The sequence below is a fragment of the Brevundimonas sp. GW456-12-10-14-LB3 genome, from assembly GCF_059424365.1.
Genome location: NZ_JBWKZJ010000009.1, coordinates 47,151 through 71,149 on the forward strand (window position 1 = coordinate 47,151; position 23,999 = coordinate 71,149).

23 protein-coding genes and 1 tRNA gene are annotated in these 23,999 nt (G+C 68.3%); 10 read left to right on the plus strand and 14 right to left on the minus strand.

What is annotated here, in order from left to right; translation table 11 throughout:
* The first annotated feature begins 105 nt into the window (after positions 1-105).
* Positions 106-486, plus strand: coding sequence for a helix-turn-helix domain-containing protein (locus AC07XS_RS05930; RefSeq protein WP_054764069.1), 381 nt, complete (start codon positions 106-108; stop codon positions 484-486).
* A 63-nt stretch (positions 487-549) separates the two neighbouring features.
* Positions 550-1,335: a histidinol-phosphatase gene (hisN, locus tag AC07XS_RS05935; RefSeq protein WP_182714010.1), complete on the plus strand. Its 786-nt coding sequence runs from the start codon at positions 550-552 to the stop codon at positions 1,333-1,335.
* A 491-nt stretch (positions 1,336-1,826) separates the two neighbouring features.
* On the opposite strand, the gene AC07XS_RS05940 is transcribed toward hisN, so the two are convergent.
* The 3 genes from AC07XS_RS05940 to AC07XS_RS05950 all read right to left on the minus strand — a co-directional run bounded on the left by AC07XS_RS05940 (position 1,827) and on the right by AC07XS_RS05950 (position 4,673).
* Complete coding sequence (locus tag AC07XS_RS05940; protein WP_182714009.1) at positions 1,827-2,876, minus strand: alpha/beta hydrolase; 1,050 nt, start codon at positions 2,874-2,876, stop codon at positions 1,827-1,829.
* Positions 2,873-3,784, minus strand: a complete 912-nt coding sequence (locus tag AC07XS_RS05945) for a class I SAM-dependent methyltransferase (protein ID WP_182714008.1) — start codon at positions 3,782-3,784, stop codon at positions 2,873-2,875. Before AC07XS_RS05945 ends, AC07XS_RS05940 begins: the two co-directional genes overlap by 4 nt.
* Positions 3,785-3,872: 88 nt before the next feature.
* Positions 3,873-4,673 (minus strand): class I SAM-dependent methyltransferase, encoded by an 801-nt coding sequence (locus AC07XS_RS05950; protein WP_152948999.1) that lies wholly within the window; start codon positions 4,671-4,673, stop codon positions 3,873-3,875.
* A 259-nt stretch (positions 4,674-4,932) separates the two neighbouring features.
* Here AC07XS_RS05950 and AC07XS_RS05955 point away from each other — a divergent pair, with 259 nt between their 5' ends.
* Positions 4,933-5,406 carry an Hsp20 family protein gene (locus AC07XS_RS05955; RefSeq protein ID WP_182714007.1) on the plus strand — a complete coding sequence of 158 codons (474 nt, stop codon included), beginning with the start codon at positions 4,933-4,935 and terminating at the stop codon, positions 5,404-5,406.
* Between the two features lie 46 nt (positions 5,407-5,452).
* Here the strand turns inward: AC07XS_RS05955 and AC07XS_RS05960 are convergent, their stop codons facing one another.
* Both AC07XS_RS05960 and AC07XS_RS05965 read right to left on the minus strand, forming a co-directional pair.
* Positions 5,453-5,941, minus strand: a complete 489-nt coding sequence (locus tag AC07XS_RS05960) for an RNA pyrophosphohydrolase (RefSeq protein ID WP_182714006.1) — start codon at positions 5,939-5,941, stop codon at positions 5,453-5,455.
* 107 nt (positions 5,942-6,048) lie between these two features.
* Entirely contained in the window at positions 6,049-7,242 is a 1,194-nt protein-coding gene (locus tag AC07XS_RS05965) for a divergent polysaccharide deacetylase family protein (RefSeq protein WP_182714036.1), read from the minus strand.
* Positions 7,243-7,414: 172 nt separating this feature from the next.
* Here AC07XS_RS05965 and ppc point away from each other — a divergent pair, with 172 nt between their 5' ends.
* Both ppc and AC07XS_RS05975 read left to right on the plus strand, forming a co-directional pair.
* Positions 7,415-10,114 (plus strand): phosphoenolpyruvate carboxylase, encoded by a 2,700-nt coding sequence (ppc, locus tag AC07XS_RS05970; protein ID WP_182714005.1) that lies wholly within the window; start codon positions 7,415-7,417, stop codon positions 10,112-10,114.
* Between the two features lie 138 nt (positions 10,115-10,252).
* The gene (locus AC07XS_RS05975) at positions 10,253-10,585 is read left to right on the plus strand and encodes a UrcA family protein (RefSeq protein WP_182714004.1); all 333 of its coding nucleotides are present in this window, start codon (positions 10,253-10,255) and stop codon (positions 10,583-10,585) included.
* A gap of 48 nt (positions 10,586-10,633) precedes the next feature.
* On the opposite strand, the gene AC07XS_RS05980 is transcribed toward AC07XS_RS05975, so the two are convergent.
* On the minus strand, positions 10,634-11,599 hold the full coding sequence (locus AC07XS_RS05980; protein WP_182714003.1) for a magnesium and cobalt transport protein CorA: 966 nt from the start codon (positions 11,597-11,599) through the stop codon (positions 10,634-10,636).
* A gap of 128 nt (positions 11,600-11,727) precedes the next feature.
* Positions 11,728-13,902 carry a M3 family metallopeptidase gene (locus AC07XS_RS05985; protein ID WP_182714002.1) on the minus strand — a complete coding sequence of 725 codons (2,175 nt, stop codon included), beginning with the start codon at positions 13,900-13,902 and terminating at the stop codon, positions 11,728-11,730.
* A 129-nt stretch (positions 13,903-14,031) separates the two neighbouring features.
* On the opposite strand from AC07XS_RS05985, the gene AC07XS_RS05990 reads away from it, so the two are divergent.
* Entirely contained in the window at positions 14,032-14,889 is an 858-nt protein-coding gene (locus AC07XS_RS05990) for a glutamate racemase (protein WP_182714001.1), read from the plus strand.
* A 10-nt stretch (positions 14,890-14,899) separates the two neighbouring features.
* On the opposite strand, the gene AC07XS_RS05995 is transcribed toward AC07XS_RS05990, so the two are convergent.
* The 5 genes from AC07XS_RS05995 to argH form a co-directional block, all read right to left on the minus strand.
* Entirely contained in the window at positions 14,900-15,898 is a 999-nt protein-coding gene (locus AC07XS_RS05995; protein ID WP_182714000.1) for a cation diffusion facilitator family transporter, read from the minus strand.
* Between the two features lie 80 nt (positions 15,899-15,978).
* Positions 15,979-16,635 carry a hypothetical protein gene (locus tag AC07XS_RS06000; protein WP_182713999.1) on the minus strand — a complete coding sequence of 219 codons (657 nt, stop codon included), beginning with the start codon at positions 16,633-16,635 and terminating at the stop codon, positions 15,979-15,981.
* A 49-nt stretch (positions 16,636-16,684) separates the two neighbouring features.
* The gene (lysA, locus tag AC07XS_RS06005) at positions 16,685-17,959 is read right to left on the minus strand and encodes a diaminopimelate decarboxylase (RefSeq protein ID WP_054764082.1); all 1,275 of its coding nucleotides are present in this window, start codon (positions 17,957-17,959) and stop codon (positions 16,685-16,687) included.
* 6 nt (positions 17,960-17,965) lie between these two features.
* Positions 17,966-18,208, minus strand: coding sequence for a hypothetical protein (locus tag AC07XS_RS06010; protein ID WP_054764083.1), 243 nt, complete (start codon positions 18,206-18,208; stop codon positions 17,966-17,968).
* The gene (argH, locus tag AC07XS_RS06015) at positions 18,205-19,641 is read right to left on the minus strand and encodes an argininosuccinate lyase (protein WP_182713998.1); all 1,437 of its coding nucleotides are present in this window, start codon (positions 19,639-19,641) and stop codon (positions 18,205-18,207) included. Before argH ends, AC07XS_RS06010 begins: the two co-directional genes overlap by 4 nt.
* Here argH and AC07XS_RS06020 point away from each other — a divergent pair.
* On the plus strand, positions 19,640-20,287 hold the full coding sequence (locus AC07XS_RS06020) for a TlpA family protein disulfide reductase (protein WP_152949008.1): 648 nt from the start codon (positions 19,640-19,642) through the stop codon (positions 20,285-20,287). The genes argH and AC07XS_RS06020 overlap by 2 nt on opposite strands.
* Before the next feature lie 13 nt (positions 20,288-20,300).
* Here AC07XS_RS06020 and AC07XS_RS06025 read toward each other — a convergent pair whose 3' ends face one another.
* Entirely contained in the window at positions 20,301-20,609 is a 309-nt protein-coding gene (locus AC07XS_RS06025) for a hypothetical protein (RefSeq protein ID WP_054764086.1), read from the minus strand.
* A gap of 98 nt (positions 20,610-20,707) precedes the next feature.
* Positions 20,708-20,784, minus strand: a tRNA-Met gene (locus tag AC07XS_RS06030).
* Positions 20,785-20,975: 191 nt separating this feature from the next.
* Here AC07XS_RS06030 and AC07XS_RS06035 point away from each other — a divergent pair.
* From AC07XS_RS06035 to AC07XS_RS06045, 3 genes are all read left to right on the plus strand, one after another.
* A complete protein-coding gene (locus tag AC07XS_RS06035) occupies positions 20,976-22,211 on the plus strand; it encodes a PQQ-dependent sugar dehydrogenase (RefSeq protein ID WP_182713997.1) in 1,236 nt (411 codons plus the stop codon).
* 53 nt (positions 22,212-22,264) lie between these two features.
* Complete coding sequence (locus AC07XS_RS06040; protein ID WP_152949072.1) at positions 22,265-22,498, plus strand: hypothetical protein; 234 nt, start codon at positions 22,265-22,267, stop codon at positions 22,496-22,498.
* 160 nt (positions 22,499-22,658) lie between these two features.
* On the plus strand, positions 22,659-23,864 hold the full coding sequence (locus AC07XS_RS06045) for an acetyl-CoA C-acetyltransferase (RefSeq protein WP_152949073.1): 1,206 nt from the start codon (positions 22,659-22,661) through the stop codon (positions 23,862-23,864).
* Positions 23,865-23,999 lie beyond the last annotated feature (135 nt).

Sequence of the window (23,999 nt, forward strand, 5' to 3'; positions counted from 1 at the left end):
CAGGGGCCGCCAGCCCTTGCGAAGCCCGATTCCGGCATGGCGATTGCGAGGTTTCGGGCGAGCCGTGCCAATTCGGGACGGGTTGCAGATGAGGAATTGGGGGCCATGGCCACCGACATCGATCTCCACCTGGGCCGCCGTCTGCGGCGTCGCCGTCGCCTGCTGGGGCTGACGCAACAGCAGTTGGCCGTGCAGGTGGGCATCCGCTTCCAGCAGATTCAGAAATACGAATGCGGCGCCAACCGCATCTCGGCCGCCCGCCTGTGGCAGCTGGCCCAGGCGCTGGAGACGCCGGTCAGCTATTTCTATGACGGCGTGGCCGAAGCCCTGGAGAATAAGGGCGGCCTGCCCACGGCCCAGGAGGTCTTCTCGCGCAAGGAGACCCTGGACCTGATCCAGGCCTATTATCAGCTGGAGGAGCGCCCGCGCCGCCGCCTGCTGGACCTGGCCAAGTCGCTGCACGACTCCAAGGACGTCGCCGCCTGATCTGACGCCTCAGCCGGGCCCCTTTCGGTTCCGTCCCGATCGATCATGCTCTAAGAGCCGCGCATGACCGAGTTCGAATCCTTTGCCGTGGAACTGGCGCACGCAGCCGCGCGCGTCACCCTGCCCTTTTTCCGTTCCGACATCGGCCATGAGGACAAGGGCGGCGCCAAGGGGTTCGACCCCGTGACCGAGGCCGACAAACAGGCCGAGGCGGCGATCCGCCGCCTGATCGCCGCGCGCTATCCTGACCACGGGGTGATCGGCGAGGAATACGGCGAGGATCGGCCGGACGCCGAACATGTGTGGATTCTGGACCCCATCGACGGGACGCGGGCCTTCATCTCGGGCCTGCCGCTGTGGACCACCCTGATCGCCCTGCGCGTCGGCGGCAAGCCGACCGTGGGCGTGATCGCCCAGCCCTATCTGGACGAGATCTTCATCGGCGGCCCGTCCGGCGCCCGGCTGCTGCGCGGCGAAACCGAGACCCCTTTGGCCGTGCGGGCGTGCGAGCATCTGACCGAGGCCGTCATCTCGACCACCGATCCGAACATATTCAACGGCGCCGAACTGGGCGCCTGGACCCAGGTCCGCGCCGCCGCCCGCCTGGCCCGCCTGGGCTGCGACGCCTACGCCTACGCCATGGTGGCGGCCGGCAAGATGGACCTGGTCGCCGAAACCAGCCTGAAACCCTGGGACTGGTCGGCCCTGGTCCCGGTGATCGAGGCCGCCGGCGGCCGGGTGGTCAACTGGCGCGGGGAGGCGCCGGACGGAAGCGGGCAGATTTTGGCCGTCGGGGATGAACGGCTGATCGGTCAGGCGCTGGTGACGCTGAAGCGGGCGGCGGCCTGAAAGCAGACGTCGGGATTGGCTGCAAAGGGTGGTTATCGGACCTCTGCTGGCCGGTTAGACCTCGGTCGGTAACTGTCCACCTCCGCTTGGGAGTGAGAACACTTGCCGATCTCTTTGAGAAACACGCCGCCGTCATCGTAGCAGGCATCAACGGTCAGCCAGTCATGTAGGATCAACCTTGCTCCGGCAAGGGCGACGAGTGTCGCCACACCAGCACCAATCGCGATCACGTATCGTGTTTTCATCGGCTATGAACCTGCCACGAGACGGTCGATGTCAATGTCTGTCTTGGGTCGATTTGCGAAATGGACCTAAGCGCCAAAAGCCGACCTTGCCTTAACCTAAGCGGCACAAATCTCTCCTGCCGTCATCCTCGGGCTTGACCCGAGGACCGGGCGCGGATCGGGCTCTGCGCTTGCCCCCTTCGCACATGCGGCGGATCGTTCGATCCTCGGGTCAAGCCCGAGGATGACGACACGGGGGTAGGCCCCTCACGCCACCGACGGCGTCTCCTCCGTCACGTCCTCGACCCGCGCCGACGGATCGGCCGCCGCGCCCTTCGGCGGGGAGACATATTCCGCCATGGCGTCGAACTCGTCGAGGAAGACGGCGCGCATGGGGTCGGCTTCCATGATGACCTCGTGCTTGGCGCCGGGGACCTCGACATAGCGGCCGCGGCCCAGGCGTTTGGCGGCCCAGCGGGCGGTCTGTTTCCAGACCACGTCGTCGGCGTCGGCCTGGACGATGGCGACCGGGATCTTGACCGTCTTGAGGGCCTTGGGCTTGAGCGCGCGCTCGCCGGCGTCCAGCGCGAAGGCCAGCCAGCCGTAGGTGGGGCCGCCGATGGCCAGGTGGGGGCAGGCGTAGAGCTGCTGGCGCCACATCTCATAGCGGGTCTCGTCCGAGGTCAGGGCGTCCTCGGCGAAGGTGTGGTCGAACGGATCGTCCGGGTCGCCCAGCAGATAGTCGCCCGCATGGCCGTGGCGGATGCTCCAGCGCACCGCCAGCTTGACCGACCACATCGACCGTTTGCCGGTCTTGATCCGCAGCATGGGGCTGGACAGGACGGCGCCCGAGAAGCGGGTTTCCCCGGCTTCCAGGGTCAGCAGGTTCAGACAGGCGCCCATCGAATGGCCGACCATGATCCAGGGCTTGGGGCACTGGTCCTCGAAGGCGTCCAGCAGCCGGCCGTAGTCGTCCAGAAACTCCTCCACCGCCCGGGCATGACCCTTCAGCCGGTCGGGCAGCAGCCGGGCCGACAGGCCCTGGCCGCGCCAGTCATGCGCCAGGACGCACCAGCCGCGCGCCAGGAAGTTGCCGATGACCTCGAAATATTTCTCGATCGGCTCCGTGCGGCCGGGGCTGAGCACCACCGTCCCGCGCGGCTGTTCCGCGGTCAGGTGCGACGGCTTCCAGATGGCGGCGCGCAGCCGCATGCCGCCGGCGCCCCGATACCATTCGCCCTTGCCGCCGGGCGGCGAGGACGCGCCGGGAACCCCCATCAGGGGTGCGTTGGCGGCGAAGGCTTGGGCGCGGTTCACTCGGGCTTCCTGAACTTCAAGGTCATACGGTCGCTTTCGCCGATCGCTTCAAACTTGGATCGGTCGAAGGTCGGGTCGGCGGGCTGGCCCTGGGGGGCGGTCAGACGCATCGGCGGCAGGGTGTCGACACCGAACGGATGGTCCTTGGTGTCCTTCTCATTGGCGTTGATCTCGGAGGCCGCGACGAAGACGAAGCCGGCCTCGGCCGCCAGCTGTTTGACGAAGGCTTCCTGGACATAGCCGTTGGCGGCCACCGGGTCCTGGTCCTCTTCCGGCGCCAGTCGATGCTGCTCGACCCCCACAATCCCGCCGGGCTTGAGCGCCGCAAAGGCGTCGGCGAAGGCCTTTTCGGCGATGCCCGCCGCCATCCAACCGTGCAGGGTGCGCATGAACAGGCACAGGTCCACCGTCCCGGCCGGCGCCACGGGGCCGGAGGCCGCGCCGAAGGTGGTGAACTGGGGCTCGCCGTACAGCTTCTTGTCCGCACTGAACCGGGTCTGGAAGGCGGCGTTCAGCGCGGTCTGGGCCGGGTCGGCGGCGGGGCCCTCGGGAAAGAGGGCGGCGATATAGCTGCCCTTGCCGCGCGCCAGATAGGGGGCCAGGATTTCGGTGTACCAGCCGCTGCCCGGCCAGAATTCGACCACCGTCATACTGGGCTGAAGACCGAAGAAGCGCAGGGTCTCCATCGGGTGGCGAAAGGCGTCGCGCGGCCGGTCCTGGGCGCGCCAGGGGCCGGCGACGGCCCATTCCAGCGAACCTTCCGGCGGACCGGAGGGGGCCGGCGGCGCCTCGGGAGCGGCCTCCTTCTTGCGGCCGCAGGCGGCCAGGCCGGTCAGGGCCAGACCGGTCGCGCCGGTCAGCAGGAAGCGGCGGGACAGGCCGTGGGACGTCGCAGAAAGATCAACCATCAAAACACCCCCTCGGAAGCCGGCCCCCGCGTCCGGCTAACCTTGGTCGAACGGGCTTACCCACGTTCGCGACGCGGGTCAAAAGAGACTATTCGGGTTTGCGGAAACGCAGGGTCATACGGTCGCTTTCGCCGATCGCGTCGAAGGCCGCACGCTGGTCCGGGGTCAGCGCCCCCGAGCCGTCGCGGGCCTGGGACTGGCGCACCGGCGGCAGGGTCCAGACGCCGAACGGATGGTCGTGGTCGTCCTTGGGATTGGCGTTCAGCTCGCTGCGCGCCTCCAGCACGAAGCCGGCGTCCTGGGCCTCATGGATCACATAGCTTTCCGGGACATAGCCGGTGGAGGCGACGTCGGCGACGTTCAGGCCTTCGGCGCTGCGGTGTTGCTCGACCGCCAATACGCCGCCGGGCTTCAGGGCGGCGTAGAAGGCCTTCAGATAGGGTTCGGTGCGGCCGTCGCGCGACCAGTTGTGGAAGGCGCGGGCCACCAGGATGAAGTCGGCAGAACCGGGGGCGACCTCCATCGTCTCCAGCGGGCGGTTGACGGCGACGTATCGACCGCCGGTCGCCGCGGCGTAGGGTTCGAGGATATGGCGCCACCAGCTGGCGCGGCCGGGCTCGATCTCCACCACCGTCATGCCGGGCTGCAGCCCCCAGAAGGTCAGGGATTCGTAAGGATGGCGGGCGGCGTCGCGGGCGCGGTCTTCGGCCGGGCGGGTCTCGGCGGCGACGGCGGCCTGAAGCGCCTTATCTTCCTCCAGGATCGGCAGGGTGCTGGACAGGGCCGAGCGCGGCGGGGTCCACGCGCCTTCCGTCTGGGCTGGGACGGTTTGGGCGGCGGCGGGAAGGGCGACGAGGACGGCGGCGAGGCCGAGCAGATGAAGGCGCATGGGGGACGGGCTCCTGGTGCGGGTCACCTTCCTTAAGAGACCTGAGGACAGGCGCAAATGACGATCCCGAGACACCGACATTCGGTCGCAGCCTGGGCGCCCCTTGACGGCCGATCTGCGCCTCCCATCTTTGTTTCCGAGAGCGCCGATGTCGGGCTCTCCGGACGGACGAAGCCGGTTTCGGGTCGTCGGTCTGAACTCCCACCGTCCGGGCAAATCGCCGGGCGGCTCAACCTTGCTGATCCTCAGGAGGATGCTGATGCGTACCTATGATTTCACCCCGCTGTACCGTTCGGCCGTCGGTTTCGACCGCCTGGCCAATCTGCTGGAAACCGCCGCGCGGACCAGCCAGGACAGCGGCTATCCCCCGTACAATATCGAGACCACGGGCGAGAACGCCTATCGCATCGAGATCGCCGTCGCCGGATTTTCTCCCGACGAGCTGAACATCGAGGTGAAGGAGAATCTGCTGACCGTGACCGGGCGCAAGACCGCCAATGACGACGCCGCCGCGCAGAAGACCTATCTGCACCGCGGCCTGGCCGAGCGCGACTTCGAACGCCGCTTCCAGCTGGCCGACTATGTGGTCGTGACCGAGGCCAATCTGGTCAACGGCCTGCTGTCGATCTCGCTGAAGCGCGAACTGCCCGAGGCGCTGAAGCCCCGCCGGATCGAGATCGGCGGCGCCAAGCCCCTGATCGAGGGCAAGACGGACAAGGCCAAGGCGGCCTGATCGGTCCGACAGAACTGGAAAGGGCGGCGGTTTCGCCGCCCTTTTTCTATGCCGGCTTTCGGCCCGCCAGATGGGCGAAGGCGGCGACCACCTGTTCATAGGCCGGACGTTTGAACGGCACGATAAGGTCGCAGGCCTCCGACAGGTCGCCCCAGCGCCAGGCGTCGAACTCGATCTCCTCGTCGGCCTGCAGGTCGATCTCGCTGTCCTTGCCGGTGAAGCAGAAGGCGAACCACTGCTGGCGCTGCCCCTTGAAGCCGCGCCAGGCCTTGGGATTGTTCATCGCCTCCGGTGGGAAGTCGTACAGGATCCAGTCGTCGGTCCGGGCGAGGAACTCCACCGAGGTCACGCCGGTCTCTTCCTTCAACTCGCGCAGTGCGGCCGCCGTCAGATCCTCGCCGTCATCCACCCCGCCCTGCGGAAACTGCCAGTTATGCGGTCCCGGCGTCGCGTGTCGCCGGCCGTACCAGACCTGGCCGTCGGCGTTGAACAGCACGACACCGACATTGGGGCGGTAGAGGGTGAGGTCGGTCATCGAGTGGCGAGTGGCGGGTGGCGATTGGCGAGGAAGAACGAACGCACCTGTGCGCTCGGACGGCGAGCGTCCTTACTCGCCACTCGCCACTCGCCACTCGCCACTTCCTAGCGCCCCGGCCGAAGCGTCATCGCAGACGCCGGCGCCAGTTGCAGGCCGCGCTGGTCCAGGCCGGCGGTCCAGCGGGCGGCGGCCTCGACGGTGACGGGATAGGCGAAGCCGGTCCCCATCGCCGAGCCGCGCAGCTTGGCCTGGGCTTCCAGACTGTTCAGGGCGCCGATGATGGCGGCGGGCGACTGGGTCTGGTCGATGACCTTGTCGGCGCTGGCCCGAGCCCAGGCGCCGGGACGGCGCTGGAAAGAACCGTCGTCCAGGAAGGCGACGCCGCGCTGGCGCAGGATCAGCAGGAAGGCGTTCATGCCCGTGTCGGAGGTCGCGAACCGGTCGCCCAGATAGTTGGTCACGCCGAAATAGCCTGTGGCGCGACCCAGCAGCCAGTCCAGCTTGGCCTCGACATCGTCGGGCGTGCCGTTGGCCAAAAGCGTATAGGGGCCGGGGTCGTTGTCGGGATAGCCGCTGGGCTCCATCGGCATTTCCAGCATGACCTCATGGCCCTGGGCCCGGGCCTGGTCGATCCAGGACTGGAGATTGTCGGCATAGGGGACGAAGCTGAGGGTCACCTCGGCCGGCAGGCGTTCGATGGCGGCGCGGGTGGTGACGGCGTTCAGCCCCAGGCCGCCGACGATCAGGGCCACGCGCGGCTTGCCGTTCGAGCGGAAGGGCCGGGCGTAGGCCTGGGCCGGGACGCGGCCGTCGGGCGCGATCATCGGCAGGGGACCGCTGGGGCCGGGCTGGGACAGGCCGGCGATCGGCGCCTTGGGCAGGGGCGAGGCCGGCTGGACCGGGGCGCTGTAGCTGGCGCCGCCCGCGACGGAAGCGCCGTCCGGCAAGGTGATCAAGGCCTCGCCGCCCGCCGCGCCGGACGTATCTCCGCCTCCCGTCAAATCCTGATAAAGACCCATGGCCCCCATGGAGAAGGCCTCGAATCCGGTCGGGGCGGGAGCGTCCGGCGCGGCCGGCGCCCGGTGCAGGGCGATGCGGGCCGAAGGCGCGCCCGCGCGCGGGTCGCCCAGGACGGTCAAGAAGAGGGCGGTGGAGGTCAGCAGGAAGACGCCGGCCAGGGCCGCGACCACCGGCGGCTTCTTCAGCACGGCGACGAGGGGCTTCAGGCTCGGCTTGGCGCGGGGCGCCGGCGGGGCGCCGGCGGCGGCGGCGAGGGCGGACTGGCGTTTGGCGAACATGGACACGGGGCGGAATCCTTCACCCCCATGCTGCCATGCGCCCGGTTAAGAAATCCTAACGGGCGTTCACCACGATTGTAGCTGGGAGCGGCTGTCACGGATCGTGCGTTGACGGGCGTGTTTGCGGCCCCTCAGATGGGCTTCTCCCCACGCCGACCGAGGATATTCGCCGATGATGAGCCCCGCCGCCGACGACGCCCTGCGCGAAGAAGTCCGACTGCTGGGCGGAATTCTGGGCGAGGTCATTCGCGCCGAAGGCGGAGAGGCCCTGTTCGAACATGTCGAGGCGGTCCGCCAGGCGTCCGTCGCCTATCACCGCGATCCCGCCTCCCATCCGGCCAAGCGGCTGGAGAAGCTGCTGACCGCCATGAGCGTGGATCAGGCGGCGGGTCTGGCGCACGGCTTCGCCCTCTTTTCGCTGCTCGCCAACATCGCCGAGGACCGGGCCACCCGCCGACGCGCCCAGCACCAGGCCGAGGCCGGCGCCCGTCCCGACACCCCCGAGGGCGCCTTGCTGCGACTGGCCGATCAGAAGATCGACAAGGCGGCGGTGCGCGCCCTGTTGGACGAGGCCCTGATCTCGCCGGTCCTGACCGCCCACCCGTCGGAGGTGCGGCGCAAGAGCGTCATCGACCGGATCACCGCCATCTCCGATCTGCTGGATTCCTGCGACAAGGCCGGAGACGCCTGTTCGCCGGCCCAGATCAACGAACCCCTGCGCCGCCAGATCGTCATCCTGTGGGCCACGCGGCTGGTGCGCACCCAGGGGCTGGTGGTGCAGGACGAGATCGACACGGTCGTCTCCTTCCTGGACCGCATCTTCCTGCGGGTGGCGCCCAAACAGTTGTCGGCCTGGCGTCGTCTGCTGGAGGCGCCCCAGCTTCAGCCCTTCCTGCGGGTTGGCACCTGGGTCGGGGGCGACCGGGACGGCAATCCGAACGTTGACGGTGCGGTGCTGAGCGCCGCCTTCCGCACCCAGGCGCGGGCGGTGCTGGGCTTCTATCTGGAGGAGGTCCACGCCCTGGGCGCCGAACTCAGCCTGGCGGCCGAGCTGGCCGAGGTTTCGCCCGAGCTGGCGGCCCTGGCCGACGCCGCCCAGGACCCGTCGCCGCACCGGGCGGACGAGCCCTATCGCCGCGCCCTGACCGGGGTCTATGCGCGTCTGGCCGCCACCTATGAGGCGCGGGGCGGCGCACAGCCCCCCCGCCGCGCGGCCGTTGCAGCCGAAGCCTATCCCGGCCCAGACGCCTTCGAGGCCGATCTGCGAATCCTGCGCGACAGCCTGGTCTCGCACCACGGCGAGGTGTTCGCCGACGACCGGCTGAACGATCTGATCACGGCGGTGGAAATCTTCGGCTTCCACATGGCGACCCTGGACCTGCGCCAGAACTCGGATGTCCATGAGCGGGTCGTCGCCGATCTGCTGAAGACGGCCGGGGTCTGCGACGACTATTCCGCCCTGGACGAGGAGGGCCGGCTGGCGGTGCTGGCGGCCGAACTGGCCTCGCCGCGCCTGCTGTTCAGCCCCTATGCCGACTATGCGGCCGAGACCCTGAAGGAGCGGGCCATCCTCCAGGCCGCCGCCGACGCCCTGGCCGCCTTCGGCCCCCAGGCGATCCGCACCCATATCGTCTCCAAAACCGACGCGGCCTCGGATCTGTTGGAGGTCTATCTGCTGCTGAAGGAGGTCGGGCTTTACCGCCCCGAAGACCCGGCCGCCTGTCCGGTTCAGGCCGCCCCCCTGTTCGAGACCATCGAAGACCTGCGCGCCTCTCGCCCCACCCTGGAGCGGCTGCTGAAGGAGCCCTCCGCCCTCGCCGTGGCCAAGGCGCGCGGGGTGCAGGAGGTGATGATCGGCTATTCCGACTCCAACAAGGACGGCTCCTATCTGACTTCGGGCTGGGAACTGCATGAGGCGTCGCGCGCCCTGGTCGAGGTGACCCAGGCCGCCGGTCTGAAGCTGCAACTGTTCCACGGGCGCGGCGGCACGGTCGGACGCGGCGGCGGCTCGGCCTTCGCTGGGGTCCTGGCCCAGCCGGAGGGCACGGTCCAGGGCCGGATCCGCACGACCGAACAGGGCGAGGTCATCGCCAACAAATACGGCGAGCCGGAGATCGCCCTGCGCAATCTGGACGCCCTGACCTGCGGCGCCGTGCTGACCTCCCTGGGCCAGGGACGGGACCAGGCCTTCACCGCCGAACACGGCGCCACCCTGTCGGACCTGTCGGCCCGGTCGATGGCCGCCTATCGCAAGCTGGTCTATGAGACCCAGGGCTTCGTCGACTATTACCGCGCCGCCACCCCCATCGCCGAGATCGCCGATCTGAAGATCGGCTCGCGCCCGTCGTCGCGGACCGCCTCGACCCGGATCGAGGATCTGCGCGCCATTCCGTGGGTGTTCAGCTGGTCCCAGAGCCGGGTCATGCTGCCCGGCTGGTTCGGCTTCGGCTCGGCGGTCCAGGGCTGCGACATGGACGAGCTGAAGGCGATGGCCGAGGCCTGGCCCTTCTTCAAGACCTTGGTTCAGAACATGGAGATGGTCATGGCCAAGTCGGACATGACCATCGCCCGCCGCTACGCCACCCTGGTCAGCGACGCGGGTCTGGCCGCCCGCATCTACGGCGAAATCCGCGACGAATGGCAGAGGACGCACGACGCCATCCTGGCCATCACCGGCCATGACAAGCTGCTGGGCGGCCAGCCGGAACTGGACCGTCTGATCCGCCTGCGGATGCCCTATGTCGAGCCGCTGAACCATGTGCAGATCGAGCTGATCCGCCGCCGCCGCGCCGGCGACGAAGATCCGCGGGTGCGCGAGGGAATCCTGCTGGCGATCAACGGGGTGGCGGCGGGGCTGAGGAACAGCGGCTGATCCCCGCCCTCATCCTAAATCCGATTTAATTGAACTGTCGCAGATCGGCGCCGCAATCCTCACTGCGCCGTTACAGAAGAAAGCTATTGCGCCTTCATCGCCATTTCGGGCGATTATCGTTCCCTAGGAGCTAAAACGATGAAGGTTCTCTCCCCCGTTCTCTTCGCCGTCGCCGTCCTGTCCGCCTCCTCCGCCCTGGCTCAGGACGTCCGGATCCCCTTCGGCGATCTGGACCTGGCCTCGACGGCCGGCGCCGCCGCCTTCGACGCCCGCGTCCATCAGGCGGCCGAGCGTCTGTGCCGCGACATCAGCTTCACCGCCGGCCAGATCACCAATCGCCGCTCCTGCCGCGCGGCTGTGCGGGCCGAGGCTCTGAGCCGGCTGCCGCGCCTCCACCGCGTCCAATACGTCAGCGCGTCGCGAGACGTCCGCCCCGTCGTTCGCGCCGCGACCGCCTCCGGCGAAAGCTGACCGTTCGGATCGGCGAGGGGCCTCAGCGTCCCTCGCCGGTCTCTTGCGTCACAGCCATTTCGTCCGTTTGAACGTGATGTAGAGACCGACGCAGACGGCGGCCATCACCGCCATGACGGCCGGATAGCCGTAACGCCAGTGCAGTTCCGGCATGTGTTCGAAATTCATGCCGTAGATGCCGGCGATGGCGGTGGGCACGGCCAGCAGCGCCGCCCAGGAGGCGAGCTTGCGGGTGATGACCCCCTGCCTCTGCTGTTCCAGCAGATTGGCGACTTCAAAGACGGACGACAGGATTTCGGTCAGGCCGTTCAGGCGGCTGTTGACCCGTCGGACATGGTCGCCGACGTCGCGGAAATAGGGTCGGACGTCGGGGTCGATACAGGGCAGGTCCAGAGACTGGAGCTTGCCCGCCACCTCCTCCATCGGCCCCAGGATGCGGCGAAACTTCAGCAGTTCGCGGCGCAGGGTGAACAGGCGGCGGATTTCGTTGCGCGACAGAAACGCCTCCAACGCCCTCTGCTCGATCTCCAGCACGGCGTCCTCGGAATGGTCGACGATGGGCACATAGGCGTCGACGATGAAGTCGAGAACGCCATGCAGCACGAAATCCGGCCCGGTCCGCAGCTGGGCCGGCGAGGCCTCCAGCTGGGTCCGCAAGGCCGTGTGGGCGCGGTTTGAGCCGTGACGGATGCTGATGACGTGGTCATCCCCCACAAAGACGTGGGTTTCGCCGTACCGGATATGGTCCTCGATCTTTTCCGCCGTCCGGGCGACCACGAACAGCTCGCGCCCATAGACCTCGACCTTGGGCATCTGATGGGCCGACAGGGCGTCCTCGACCGCCAGGGGGTGCAGGTTGAAGCGCCGGACCAGAACCTCGAACTCGGCGTCGGTCGGGTCGTGCAGGCCGATCCAGACGAACTCGCCGGGCTGCAGGGCCAGTCCTTCGGGGGTCAGAGGCGCGGCGCGCTCCCTATGACCGTCGCGATAGACGTAGGAGGCGACGACGGGCATGGGCGCTTCTTCTTTCATCGGCAGTCCTCCCGACTTAGGCCAGACCGCGCGCAAACGAAACGGCCGGCGGATCGCTCCGCCGGCCGCAAACGTCATTCAGCCCGTTGGGGTCTCAAACAGGCCCCGGATCAGGAAACCGGGAAGCCCCGGACCTTCAGCAGAGCCGCCACGTCGGGGTCGCGGCCGCGGAAGGCGCGGTAAGCCTCGGCCCGGTCGGTGGTGTTGCCCGGCGCCAGCATGATCGACTTGAAGCGGCCGGCGATGTCCGGATTGAAGACGTCGCCCGACTCCTCGAAATAGGCCCAGGTGTCAGCGTCCATCGTCTCGGACCACAGATAGCTGTAGTAGCCGGCCGAATAGGCGTCGGACGTGAACAGGTGATTGAACTGCGGCAGGCGGTGCCGCATCACGATCTCCTTGGGCATGCCGATCCGCGTCAGGCTGGCCTTTTCGAAGGCGTCGATGTCGGTCGGCGGCACGGCCTGGGTGTGCAGATCCATGTCGACGATGGCCGAGGACAGATAGCTGACCGTCGCATAGCCCTGGTTGAAGGTCGATGAGGCCTGGATCTTGTCGACCAGGGCCTGGGGCATGGCCTCGCCGGTCTGATAGTGTTTCAGATAGCCGTCCAGGATCGGCCGGCTCAGCACCCAGTGCTCGTGCACCTGCGACGGATATTCGACGAAGTCGCGCGGCGTATTGCCGAACGACGGATAGGTCACGTTCGACGAGAAATAGTGCAGGGTATGGCCGAACTCGTGGAACAGGGTCTCGGCGTCGTCCAGCGAGATCAGCACCGGCTCGCCCGGCTCGGGCTTGGTGAAGTTGTTGTTGTTGGAGCCCAAGATCACCTTGGAGCCGTCCAGGGTCGAGAAGGAGCGGTAGGTGGTCATCCAGGCGCCCGAACGCTTGCCGGGGCGCGCGTAGTCGTCGGTGTAGTAGAGGCCGATCAGCTTGCCGGTGGCCTTGTCGTGCAGTTCATAGACCTCGACGTCCGGTTCGAAGGTCGGCACCGAGCCCTTGGGCAGTTTGGTGAATTTGAAGCCGTACAGACGCTCGGCCATGGCGAAGGAGCCGGCGCGGACCGCGTTCAGCTCGAAATAGGGCTTCAGCTGGTTCTGATCCAGGTCGTACTTGGCCTTACGCACCTTCTCGGCGAAGTAGAGATAGTCCCAGGGTTCGATGTCGAAACCGGCGATCGCCTTCATGTCGGCGACCTCTTCGGCGACGCGGGCCTTGGCCGGGGCCCAGACGCGGTCCATCAGGCTTTGCGCATTGGCCGGAGTCTTGGCCATGGTGTCCTGCATCCGCAGTTCCGCATGGTTGCGATAGCCCAACAGCTTGGCGCGCTGGTCCCGCAGCTTCACGATCTCGGCGATGGTGGCGTTGGTGTCGTTGGCGTCGCCGTTGTCGCCGCGGTTGACGAACTTCTTCCAGACCTGCTCGCGCAGGGCCCGGTCGTCGGCGAAGGTCAGGAAGGGGTCCACGGCCGAACGGGTGTTCAGAATGGCCCAGCCCTGCCGATTGCGGCTGCGCGCGGCCGAGGCGGCGGCGGCCTTGTTCGAGGCGGGCAGGCCGGCGACGCCCGCTTCGTTCGGGATCAGGGTCCAGCTGTTCTCATCAGCCACCACCTTCTGGCCGAAACGGGTGAAGGCGTTGGAGAGGGCGGTGTTGATCCGGCCCAGCTCGGCCTTGCCGGCCGCGTCCAGATTGGCGCCGGAGCGGATGAAGGCGTCGCGGCGGCGTTCGGCCAGACGCTTCTGCTGGGGGCTGAGGCCCATGGCGTCGGCGTTGTCGGCGACCGTCTTGATGCGCTGGAACAGTTTTTCGTTGAAGGTGATCTCGTCCGAGGCCGCCGACAGGATCGGCGACAGTTCGGTGTCGACGGCGTCATAGGCCTCGCCGCCGATGTTGGAGGTCATGACCCCATAGAGGTTGGATGCGCGGTCCAGCGGCTCGCCGGCCAGCTCCAGCGCCGTCATGGTGTTGGCGAAGGTGGGGGCTTCCGGATTGTTCGCGATGGCAACGATGTCGGCGCGCTGCAGTTCGATGCCTTCCAGCATGGCCTCGCGCAGCTTGGCCGGGGTCACCTTGTCGAACGGCGGCACGCCGTCATAGGGGCCGGTCCAGGGCTGGAGCAGTTCGGCCCTCGGCGTCGCGCTCGGCAGGACGGCGCGGGCGATGCGCGCCTCTTCCGCGACCGAGACCGGCGAGACCCCGCCCCCGCCGGCGCCGCCCGTCGTTCCACAGGCCGAAAGGGCCATCAGGCTGCCGCCCGCGATGAGAAGCTGGCGTCTGTGCATCGAATGCTCCGTAGGAAAACTATTTCGACCGTACACTTAGGCGCACATGGATCGCGCGTCACCTGACAGAGACGCAATCTTCTCGCTGATCGGGTTGGATACGTCGTCGCACTGTTCTAAAGCGCGCCTATGGCTATTGGCGTTTTCGACTCCGGCGTGGGCGGCCTGACCGTCCATCGTGAACTGACGCGGCGGTTCCCGCAGCGTGACTTCGTCTATCTGGCGGACCAGGCCCACGCCCCCTACGGCGGACGCGGCGGCGAGGAGATCGTCGAGCTAACCAAGGCCGGGTGCGAGCGGCTGTTCGAGGCCGGCGCCTCGGTCGTGGTCCTGGCCTGCAACACCGCCAGCGCCATCGCCCTGCGCCGCCTGCAACAGACCTGGATCCCCGGCCTGCGCGAGCGGTTGGGCCGGCCGGTGAACGTGCTGGGCATCATCGTGCCCACCATCGAGGCTGCGACGGGCCTGCCCTGGAGTTTCGAGGCCGAACGCCCCCAGGAGGGTGAAAAGATCCAGGCGGTGGACATCACCGGCGTCTTCTGCACCGCCGCCACCGCCATCAGCCGCGTGTTCGAGATCGAGATCGACAAACGGCGCGAGGACATCGCCGTCTTCTGCGAACCCTGCCCCGGCCTGGCCGGCCTGATCGAACTGGGCGCCCCGGTCGAAGAACTGACGGTGGTGGTGAAGGATCATGTCGACGCCCTGCGCCGCCGCATCGGCCGCCACCCGGACAAGGCCATATTGGGCTGCACCCACTATGAGATCATCGCCGAACTGTTCGCCGCCGCCCTGCCGCCTGGGACGGCCCTGATCGAACAGCCGACGGCGGTGGCCGACGCCCTGGATCGCTATTTCGCCCGCCATCCCGAATACGCCCTGGGCGACGGCGGCCGCCGCGACTTCCTGACCACCGGCCAGGCCGGGCCTCAGTCGGACCTGATCGCCCGCTTCTGGGGCGCCCCGCTGACCTTCGATCAGGCTTAAGCTGAGCGGCTCAACACCCCGGACAGTCCGGCAGGGGTTCGTTCTCCAGCTGGAGCGTCGTGTGGCGGATCGCATGGCGTCGTGCCACACCCTGGGCCTCTCGCAGAAGCGTGTCGCCGTCCGTCCGGTCGTGGACCAGGTGGGCCGTCAGGGCGGTCTCGGTTGTGGACAGGGCCCAGACGTGCAGGTCGTGCACGGCGCGCACGCCCGGCAGGGCGCACAGTCCCTGCTCCAGCGCCGTCATGTCGACGTCGTCCGGCGCCCCGTCCATCGCCAGATGGACCGAGTCCTTCAGCAGGCCCCAGGTCGACCACAGGATGACGGCGACGATGACCAGGCTGACGATCGGATCGACCACGGACCAGCCGGTCAGCAGAATCATGCCCCCCGCGAGGACGACGCCCAAAGACACCCCCGCGTCGGCCATCATGTGCAGATAGGCGCCGCGCGCGTTCAGATCGTGCTGGGACTTCATGAACAGCAGGGCCGTGCCCAGATTGATGATGAAGCCGACGGCGGCCACCGTCATGATGACGCCCGAGCCGACCGGCGCCGGTTCCGCAAACCGCCGCACGGCCTCGAAGGCGATGGCGCCGCAGGCGAAGATCAGCAGCACGGCGTTGGCCAGGGCCGCCAGGACCGTCGCCTTGCCGAAACCGTAGGTGCTCCGTCCGCCCGCCGCCCCGTGCGCCCCGCGCCGCGCCAGCCAGGCCGCCCCGCCGGCCATGGCCAGGCCCAGGACATCCGACAGATTATGGCCGGCGTCGGCCAGGAGAGCGGTGGAATCCGCGATCAGCCCGGCCGCGAATTCGCAGACCACAAAGGCCAGATTGACCGCCAGGCCGACGGCGTAGCGCCCGTCTCCCGTGTCCACGGGGCCATGGGCGTGCCCATGGCCGTGATGGTGATGATGACGCCCCCCGTGCGCGTGGTGATGACCGTCGTGCGCATGATCATGGTCGTGATCATGGTCGTGGTGGGCGGAGGGACTTCCGGGCTGGGCTGTCATGGCTCTCGCCTATACGCCAATTCCGCAAACAGCGAAGCTGCTACATGATAACGCTTTGAATGTTATCATGTAATATCCCATCAATGCTGATGCAGCGCGACCAGCAGCCCCAGGCCGATCAGGGCCAGGCCCAGAACCGCGCCTTCATAGCGCGCCCATCGCTCCAGCCGCAGGATCGAGGCGCCCGCACTGGCCAGGGCCGTGAAGACGGCCATGCCGGCGATGGTGCCCAGGGCGAAGATCAGGGTCAGCAGGGCCAGGGCCGTCATCCCCTCCGAGGCCGAAGACAGATAGATGGGCAAGAGGACCTCGCCCGGGGACACGGCCATCATCGCCACCAGACCCAGGAAGGCCGCCTTGTCCGATACGGCGGGGGCGGCGATCTCCAACGGGGGGCCGCCCGCCACGGCCGGTCGTTTCAGCGTGGCCCGCGCCAGATAGAAGGCGCCGAACAGGAACAGCAGGACGGCGGCCAGATGCGGCAGCAGTCCCTCGACCCAGCGCTCCAGCGCCAGGCCCGCCGCCACGATCAGTCCGCCGACCAGGGCGGTGGTGGCGATATGGGCCAGGCCGGCGACGGCCACCACCGCCAGCACCCGCGACGCGCGCCAGCCCTGCGCCCGCCCCACCAGGGTAAAGGGCAGCCAGTGGGTCGGGAGGGCCGCATGCAGGAAGGCCGCGACGAAGCCGCCTCCCAGGAGAGACAGCAGGACAGGCGGGTCGGACGGCGGGGACATGACCGGCCCTATAGCTTGTTACTTTATAACAGTCGAGCCCAAATCGCCCCTACAGCCAGTCCGCGAAAGGCTCGCGGTCCAGCATCTCCTCATAGGTGGGGCGGGGGCGGATCACGGCCCACTGTTCGCCGTCCACCAGAACCTCGGGGACCAGGGGCCGGCTGTTGTATTCGCTGGCCATGACGGCCCCATAGGCGCCGGCGCCGGTGAAGACCACCAGATCCTCGGGCTCCAGCGGCGGCAGGAGCCGCTCGCGGGCGAAGGTGTCGCCGGTCTCGCACACGGGGCCGACCACATCATAGGGCCGCGCCGCGCCGGGCCGGGGATTGACCGGCCGGATGTCGTGATAGGCGTCATAGAGGGCCGGACGCATCAGATCGTTCATCGCCGCGTCCAGCACCAGGAAGCGGCGGCCGTCCGAGCGTTCATTGACCTGGATCACCTGGCTCAGCAGCACCCCGGCGTTGGCGGCCAGAAGACGGCCGGGCTCGAAGGCCGCCTCGACCTCCAGCCCCGCCAGGACGCGGGCCGCCATGGCGACATAGTCGGCCGGAGACGGCGGTTCCGTTCCCCCGGCGTAGGGCACGCCCAGGCCGCCGCCCAGGTCGAGCCGGGTCACGGCGTGGCCCTGGCGTCTCAGCTCGCGGGTCATGTCGGCCAGGATCGTGAAGGCCGCCTCCAGCGGCGCCAGGTCGGTGATCTGGCTGCCGATATGACAGGCCAGGCCCACGGGCGTGGCGTGGGGCGAGGCCGAGGCGCGGGCGTAGAGCGCCATCGCCTCCTCGACCGGAACGCCGAACTTGTCGCCCTTGCCGCCCGTCGTGATCTTGGCGTGGCCGCCCGCCCCGACATTCGGATTGACCCGCACGGCGACGGCCGGGGCGGCCTGCATCAAGGCGGCGACCGCGATCAGCCGGTCCAGTTCGGCCCCGGACTCGATATTGATCTGGCGCACCCCGACGCTGATGGCGAAGGCGATCTCCATGTCGGTCTTGCCGACGCCGGAGAAGATGATCTTGTCGGCCGGCACCCCCGCAGCCAGGGCTCGGCGGATCTCCCCTTCCGAAACCGTATCGGCGCCCGACCCCAGCCGGGCCAGGGTCGCCAGGACCGAAAGGTTGGAGTTGGCCTTGACCGCAAAGGCGATCAGGGCCTCGCCCAGGGCGTCGCGGTGCGCGTCGGCGGCGGCGCGCAGCAGGCCGTAGTGCCGCTTCAGCGTCGCGGTCGAATAGACATAGACGGGCGTGCCCACCTCGTCGGCGATCAGGTCCAGCGGCGCGCCTTCGGCGTGCAGGGCGCCGTTCTTGAGATCGAAATGGTGCAAGGCGGCCTAGCGGGGGTCGTTGGCGGCGGGGTTGGCGCCGAAGGGATTGGAGGGGCCGCCGTCGATCGGCACGCTGCTGGACGGCCGGTTGATCGTCGCCGGCTCGGGCAGGCTGGGGGCGCGGCTGCTGCGGGGCGCCCGCTCGGTCTCGCGCCTGGGCGATTCCAGATCGGCCATACGACCGCAACCGGCGACCGACAGGGCGAGCAGGCCCGCGAGGATCAGGGTCTTTTTCCCAAAGACGTTCATAAGCGGGCTCTCCAGTCGGCGATACGCGCGCGGACCTGTTCCGGCGCGGTGCCGCCATAGCTCTGACGGCTCCGGCACGAAGCCTCGGCGGTCAGCACCTTGTAAACCGCTTCCGTGATCCCCGGCTCGAGTTTCTGCATTTCTTCCAGCGGCAGTTGCGACAGGTCCACGCCCAGGGCTTCCGCCTGTTTCACCGCCGCGCCCGTGACGTGGTGCGCCTTGCGGAAGGGCAGGTTCAGTTCGCGCACCAGCCAGTCGGCGAGGTCCGTCGCGGTCGAAAAGCCGGCGCCGGCTGCGGCCGCCATCCGTTCGGTATTGGGCCGCAAGGCCGAGACCATGGCGGTCATGGCGACCAGGGCTAGGTCCAGGGCGTCGAACGCCTCGAACACCGGCGGCTTGTCCTCCTGCATATCCTTGGAATAGGCCAGCGGCAGGCCCTTCATCACGGTGGACAGGGCGACCAGCGAACCCATGATCCGGCCGGTCTTGGCCCGAACCAGTTCGGCGGCGTCGGGATTGCGCTTCTGCGGCATGATCGACGAACCGGTGGTCAGGTCGTCGGGCAGGGTGGCGAAACCGAACATCGGCGTCATCCAGACCACGATCTCTTCGGCTAACCGCGACAGGTGGCCCGCCGTGATCGAGGCGGCGGCCAGGCTTTCCAAGGCGAAGTCGCGGTCCGAGACGGCGTCCAGCGAGTTCGCCATCGGCCGGTCGAAACCCAGTTCCGCCGCCGTCATATGGCGGTCGATCGGGAAGGGCGAACCGGCGAGCGCCGCTGCGCCCAGGGGGCTTTCGTTCATCCGCGTCCGGGCGTCGGAGAAGCGGCCGGCGTCGCGGCCGAACATCTCAACATAGGCCATCAGATGATGGCCCAGGGTCACCGGCTGGGCGGTCTGCAGATGGGTGAAGCCGGGCATCAGGTCGGCCGCATGCTGTTCGGCCCGGTCCAGAAGCGCGGCCTGCAAGGCCTTCAACTGGGCGATGGAGCGGTCGCAGGCGTCGCGGACCCACAGGCGGAAGTCCAGGGCCACCTGGTCGTTGCGGCTGCGGGCGGTGTGCAGCCGGCCCGACGGCTCGCCGATCAGCTCGGACAGTCGGGCCTCCACATTCATGTGGATGTCCTCGAACTGGTCGCGGAAGGGGAAGGTTCCGTTCAGAATCTCAGCCTCGACGGCGTCCAGCCCCTTCAGAATGGCCTCGGCGTCCGCCGACTGGATCACGCCCTGCTGGGCCAGCATGCGGCAATGGGCGCGCGAGCCGGCTAAATCCTGACGCCACAGACGCCGGTCCACGCCGATCGAGACGTTGATCGCCTGCATGATCTCGGCGGGCCGCGACGAAAAGCGGCCGCCCCACATGTCTTGACCTGCGGGCTTCGCCGGGGCCTTAGACGTCTTGGCTTGGGCGGTATCGGAGGCGGCGTCGGTCATGAGTGGCTCGAGAAAGGCGATCTGGGCGGTCGTCGGCGCTCTGGTGCTGATAAGCACGCTCGCCGGCGCCGGCGGCTTGGCGATGTCGCTATACGCCAATCATAGGCAGAAGGCGCAACCCCAGACGACGCCCGTCGCAAAAAGCGATCTGGCCCGGTTCGCCGTCGGGCCGCTGGCGGCGCTCCAGACGCCGTCCGAACTCAAGCCCGCGCCCGAATATATGTTCCGCGACCGCAACGGCACGGCCGTGCGGTTTTCGGCCTTCAAGGGCAAGGTGGTGGTCGTCAATCTATGGGCCATGTGGTGCGCCCCCTGCCGCACCGAAATGCCCACCCTAGCGGCCCTGGCCCGGTCCTATCAGACCAACGAGGACCTGATCGTCCTGCCGATCAATGTCGACGCCACCGCCGACGCCCTGGCCGACGCCAGGAGCTTCATCGACGTGCACGAGCCTCTGCCGCTGTACAGCGACATCCGCTTCCAACTGCCGTTCGAGTTTCCGGGCAAGGGCAAGATGCCCCAGACCGTCTTCCTGGATCGCGAAGGCCGCATCCGCGCGATCTTTGCGGGCGAGGCCGACTGGAACAGTCCCGAGGCCCACGCCCTGATCGACGCCCTGCTGGCGGAAGGCGCGCCCGCCGCCTGATCCGGGCGGAGCCTCAGTTTTCGTCGGGCACGCGCCGGTCGGTCGCGGGGTCCACGGCGCCCGGCCGACCTTCGGCGGCGGCCTCGGCCTGGTTTTCCTCCAGCTTGTCGGCGACCTTGCCGGCCCCGCTCTCGACCGCCTGAGCCGCCTTCATGGCGCCGGATTCGATCACTTCTCCGGCCTGGGACGCCGCCTCGGCGGTGTTGTCGGCGGCCGCCTCGGCATGGGCCTCGGTCTTTTCCTGCTCCGCCTGGGTGCAGGCGGCGGCCCCCAGGGCGAAGGCGGCGGCGACGGTCAGCAGCATCGACTTGCGGATGGTCATGCGAATTCTCCGGTCAAGGTTGTCCGCCGGTGAACGCCGCAGGGGCGTACCGGTTGCGCCTGTGGCCGAACCGTCGATGTCGGAGAACAAGGGGAAGGTGGTGACTGGAGGCGGGATCGAACCGCCGACCTGTGGGTTATGAATCCACCGCTCTAACCATCTGAGCTACCCAGTCGTATCCCGCATCCGGGCCTTCGCGAGGCCTGGGCCAGCGCGAAAGAGGCGTGCCTATATCGCCGTCGCGCGCGCGGTTCAAGTCGTGTCGATGCAGATCGTGCGGCGATAGGGCGCAAGACGGGGCAGGAGCGGACAGATAACGCTGGGGTTTCTTCGTTACCGACGCCCCCAACCCGCCCGGAGCCGCCTATGCGCCCCATCGCCCTCGCCGCCTCGACCGCCCTGCTCGTCCTCGCCGCCGCCTGCGGCGCGAACGGAGAGACCGCCTCCGCATCCGGCCAGTCGGGCGCCCCGCTGGAGACCCGGCCCGCCAACAATCCCGACCAGCAGCCCGCCTTCCCCGGCCAGACCCGGGCGCCGGGGGTGAAGACCGAACAGGCGATGCGCCACAGCGTGGTCGCCTCGGGCTTGTCGCATCCCTGGGGCTTGGCCCTGATGCCCGACGGGCGCTGGCTGGTGACGGAAAAGCCCGGCCGGCTGCGGATAATCACGGCCGACGGCCAGATCAGCGAACCGGTCCAGGGTCTGCCGGCTGTCGATGCGCGCGGCCAAGGCGGCCTGCTGGACGTCGCCGTCAGCCCCGGCTTCGCCCAGGACCGGCTGATCTACTGGAGCTATGCGGAGCCTCGTGAGGGCGGCAACGCCACCTCGGTCGCACGGGGGCGGCTGTCCGACGACGGCGCGCGGGTGGACAATGTCCAGGTCGTCTTCCGCGCCCTGCCCGCCTATGACGGCGACAAACATTTCGGCTCGTCCCTGGCCTTTGCGCCGGACGGCAAGCTGTTCATCACCCTGGGTGAACGCTCCGACCGGCCGATGCGGCCCCAGGCCCAGGATCTGGGCTCGCACATGGGCAAGACCATCCGCATCAACGCCGACGGCACGGTTCCCCAGGACAATCCCTTCGTCGGCCGCGCCGGCGCCCTGCCCGAGATCTGGAGCCTGGGCCACCGCAACGTCCAGGGGATCGCCGTCCAGCCCGGCACGGGCGCGATCTGGACCATCGAGCACGGGACGCGCGGCGGCGACGAGGTCAATCTGGACAGGGCGGGCCTGAACTACGGCTGGCCCGACGCGGCTTACGGCGTCGAATATGCGGGCGGCGCGATCAACAGCGGCGCGACCCAGAAGGCCGGCACGGAACAGCCCGTCTATTATTGGGATCCGGTCATCGCGCCGGGTGGGGCGGTCTTCTACCAGGGCGCCATGTTCCCGGCCTGGGACGGCGATCTGCTGGTCACCGCGCTGAAGGAGAAGCATATCGCCCGGCTGGTGATCGAAAATGATCGCGTCGTCGGGGAAGAGCGGCTGCTGACCGACCTGGGCGAGCGTGTGCGCGACGTGGCGATCGGCCCAGACGGCGCCGTCTGGGCGATCACCGACGAGAGCGACGGAAAATTGGTCCGACTGGCTGCGGCCGAGTAGTCTTTAGCGAAGCGCGGGCCCGCCCCTGCGGGCCTCGCCCATAGGAGAATGCCATGCGCCACGCCACATCCTGCATCTGGGCGGCGACCCTGGTCGCCCTGCCTTTGATCGCCGCCTGCGCCTCGACCGGCGTCGAAAACCGCTACCAGACCGAGTTGGACGCCCTGGAGGCGCGCTGTACGGCGCGGCAGGGGATATTGGTCACCACGGGTCTGCAGACCGGCCGTCCAGAGACCGACTACGCCTGCCGGATCAGCGGCGTCGCCAGCCGAATCCCCGGCGACTGACGGCTGGGGCGCCGCGCCTCGACCGCCTCACGCGCCTTGTTACTTGACGTTGACGTAAACGTAGGGTTCTTGGCGACCAAGCTTTGATCCGACCCGGCCGTAAGCCGCGCCGCCCTTTCCGGGCGACGTCGCTCCGGCCCAAAGATGGAGACTCCCTGTCATGGCTGACGCCTATATCTACGACGCCGTCCGCACACCCCGCGGCAAGGGCAAGAAGGACGGCTCGTTGCACGAGATCACCGGCCTCAGCCTGGCGACCCAGGTCCTGGAGGCCCTGCGCGACCGCAACGACCTGGACACCTCCAAGGTCGATGACGTCATCCTGGGCTGCGTCACGCCCGTGGGCGAACTGGGCGCCGACATCGCCCGCACCGCCGTTCTGTCCGCCGGCTGGTCGCAATATACGGCCGGGGTTCAAGTGAACCGCTTCTGCGCCTCGGGCCTGGAAGCCGTGAACATGGCCGCCGCCAAGGTGAAGTCCGGCGAGTCCGACTTCGCCGTCGGCGGCGGGGTCGAGGTCATGAGCCGCGTGCCCATGGGTTCGGACATGGGCGCCTGGCCGACCGATCCTTCGTCGGCCTTCCCGACCTATTTCGTGCCCCAGGGCGTCTCGGCCGACATGATCGCGACCAAGTACGGCTTCAGCCGCGACGACGTGGACGCCTATTCGGTCGAAAGCCACAAGCGCGCCGCCCGCTCCTGGGCCGAGGGCCGGTTCAACAAGTCGGTCATCGCCGTGAAGGATCAGCTGGGCCTGACCATTCTGGACCGCGACGAGACCATTCGTCCGAACACGGACATGCAGACCCTGGGCGGACTGAACCCCTCCTTCACCATGATGGGCGAAATGGCCTTCGACAGCGTGATCAACCAGCGCTATCCCGAGGTCGAGCGGGTCAACCACGTCCACACCCCCGGCAACTCCTCCGGCATCGTCGACGGTTCGGCGGGCGTGCTGATCGGTTCGCTTGAGGCCGGCCAGGCCCTGGGCCTGAAGCCGCGCGCCAAGATCCTGGGCGGCGCCTCGATCGGCTCGGAGCCGTCGATCATGCTGACCGGACCCGAATATGTGTCCAAGAAGCTGCTCGGCAAGCTGGGCATGACGACCGACGACATCGACCTGTGGGAGCTGAACGAGGCCTTCGCCGCCGTGGTGCTGCGCTACATGCAGGCCATGAACATCCCGCACGACAAGATGAACGTCTGCGGCGGCGCCATCGCCATGGGCCACCCCCTGGGGGCCACCGGCGCCATCATCACGGGCACGGTGCTGGACGAGCTGGAGCGCTCGAACAAATCGACGGCCCTGATCACCCTGTGCATCGGCGGGGGCATGGGCACCGCCACCGTCATCGAACGCGTCTGATCCATTGCTCCCCCGTCGGGGGAGCTGTCAGCGAAGCTGACTGAGGGGGGCGAACCCATCGCCGGCGTCGGCGGCGGGGGGGGGGGGGGGGGGGGGGGGGGGGGGGGGGGGGGGGGGGGGGGGGGGGGGGGGGGG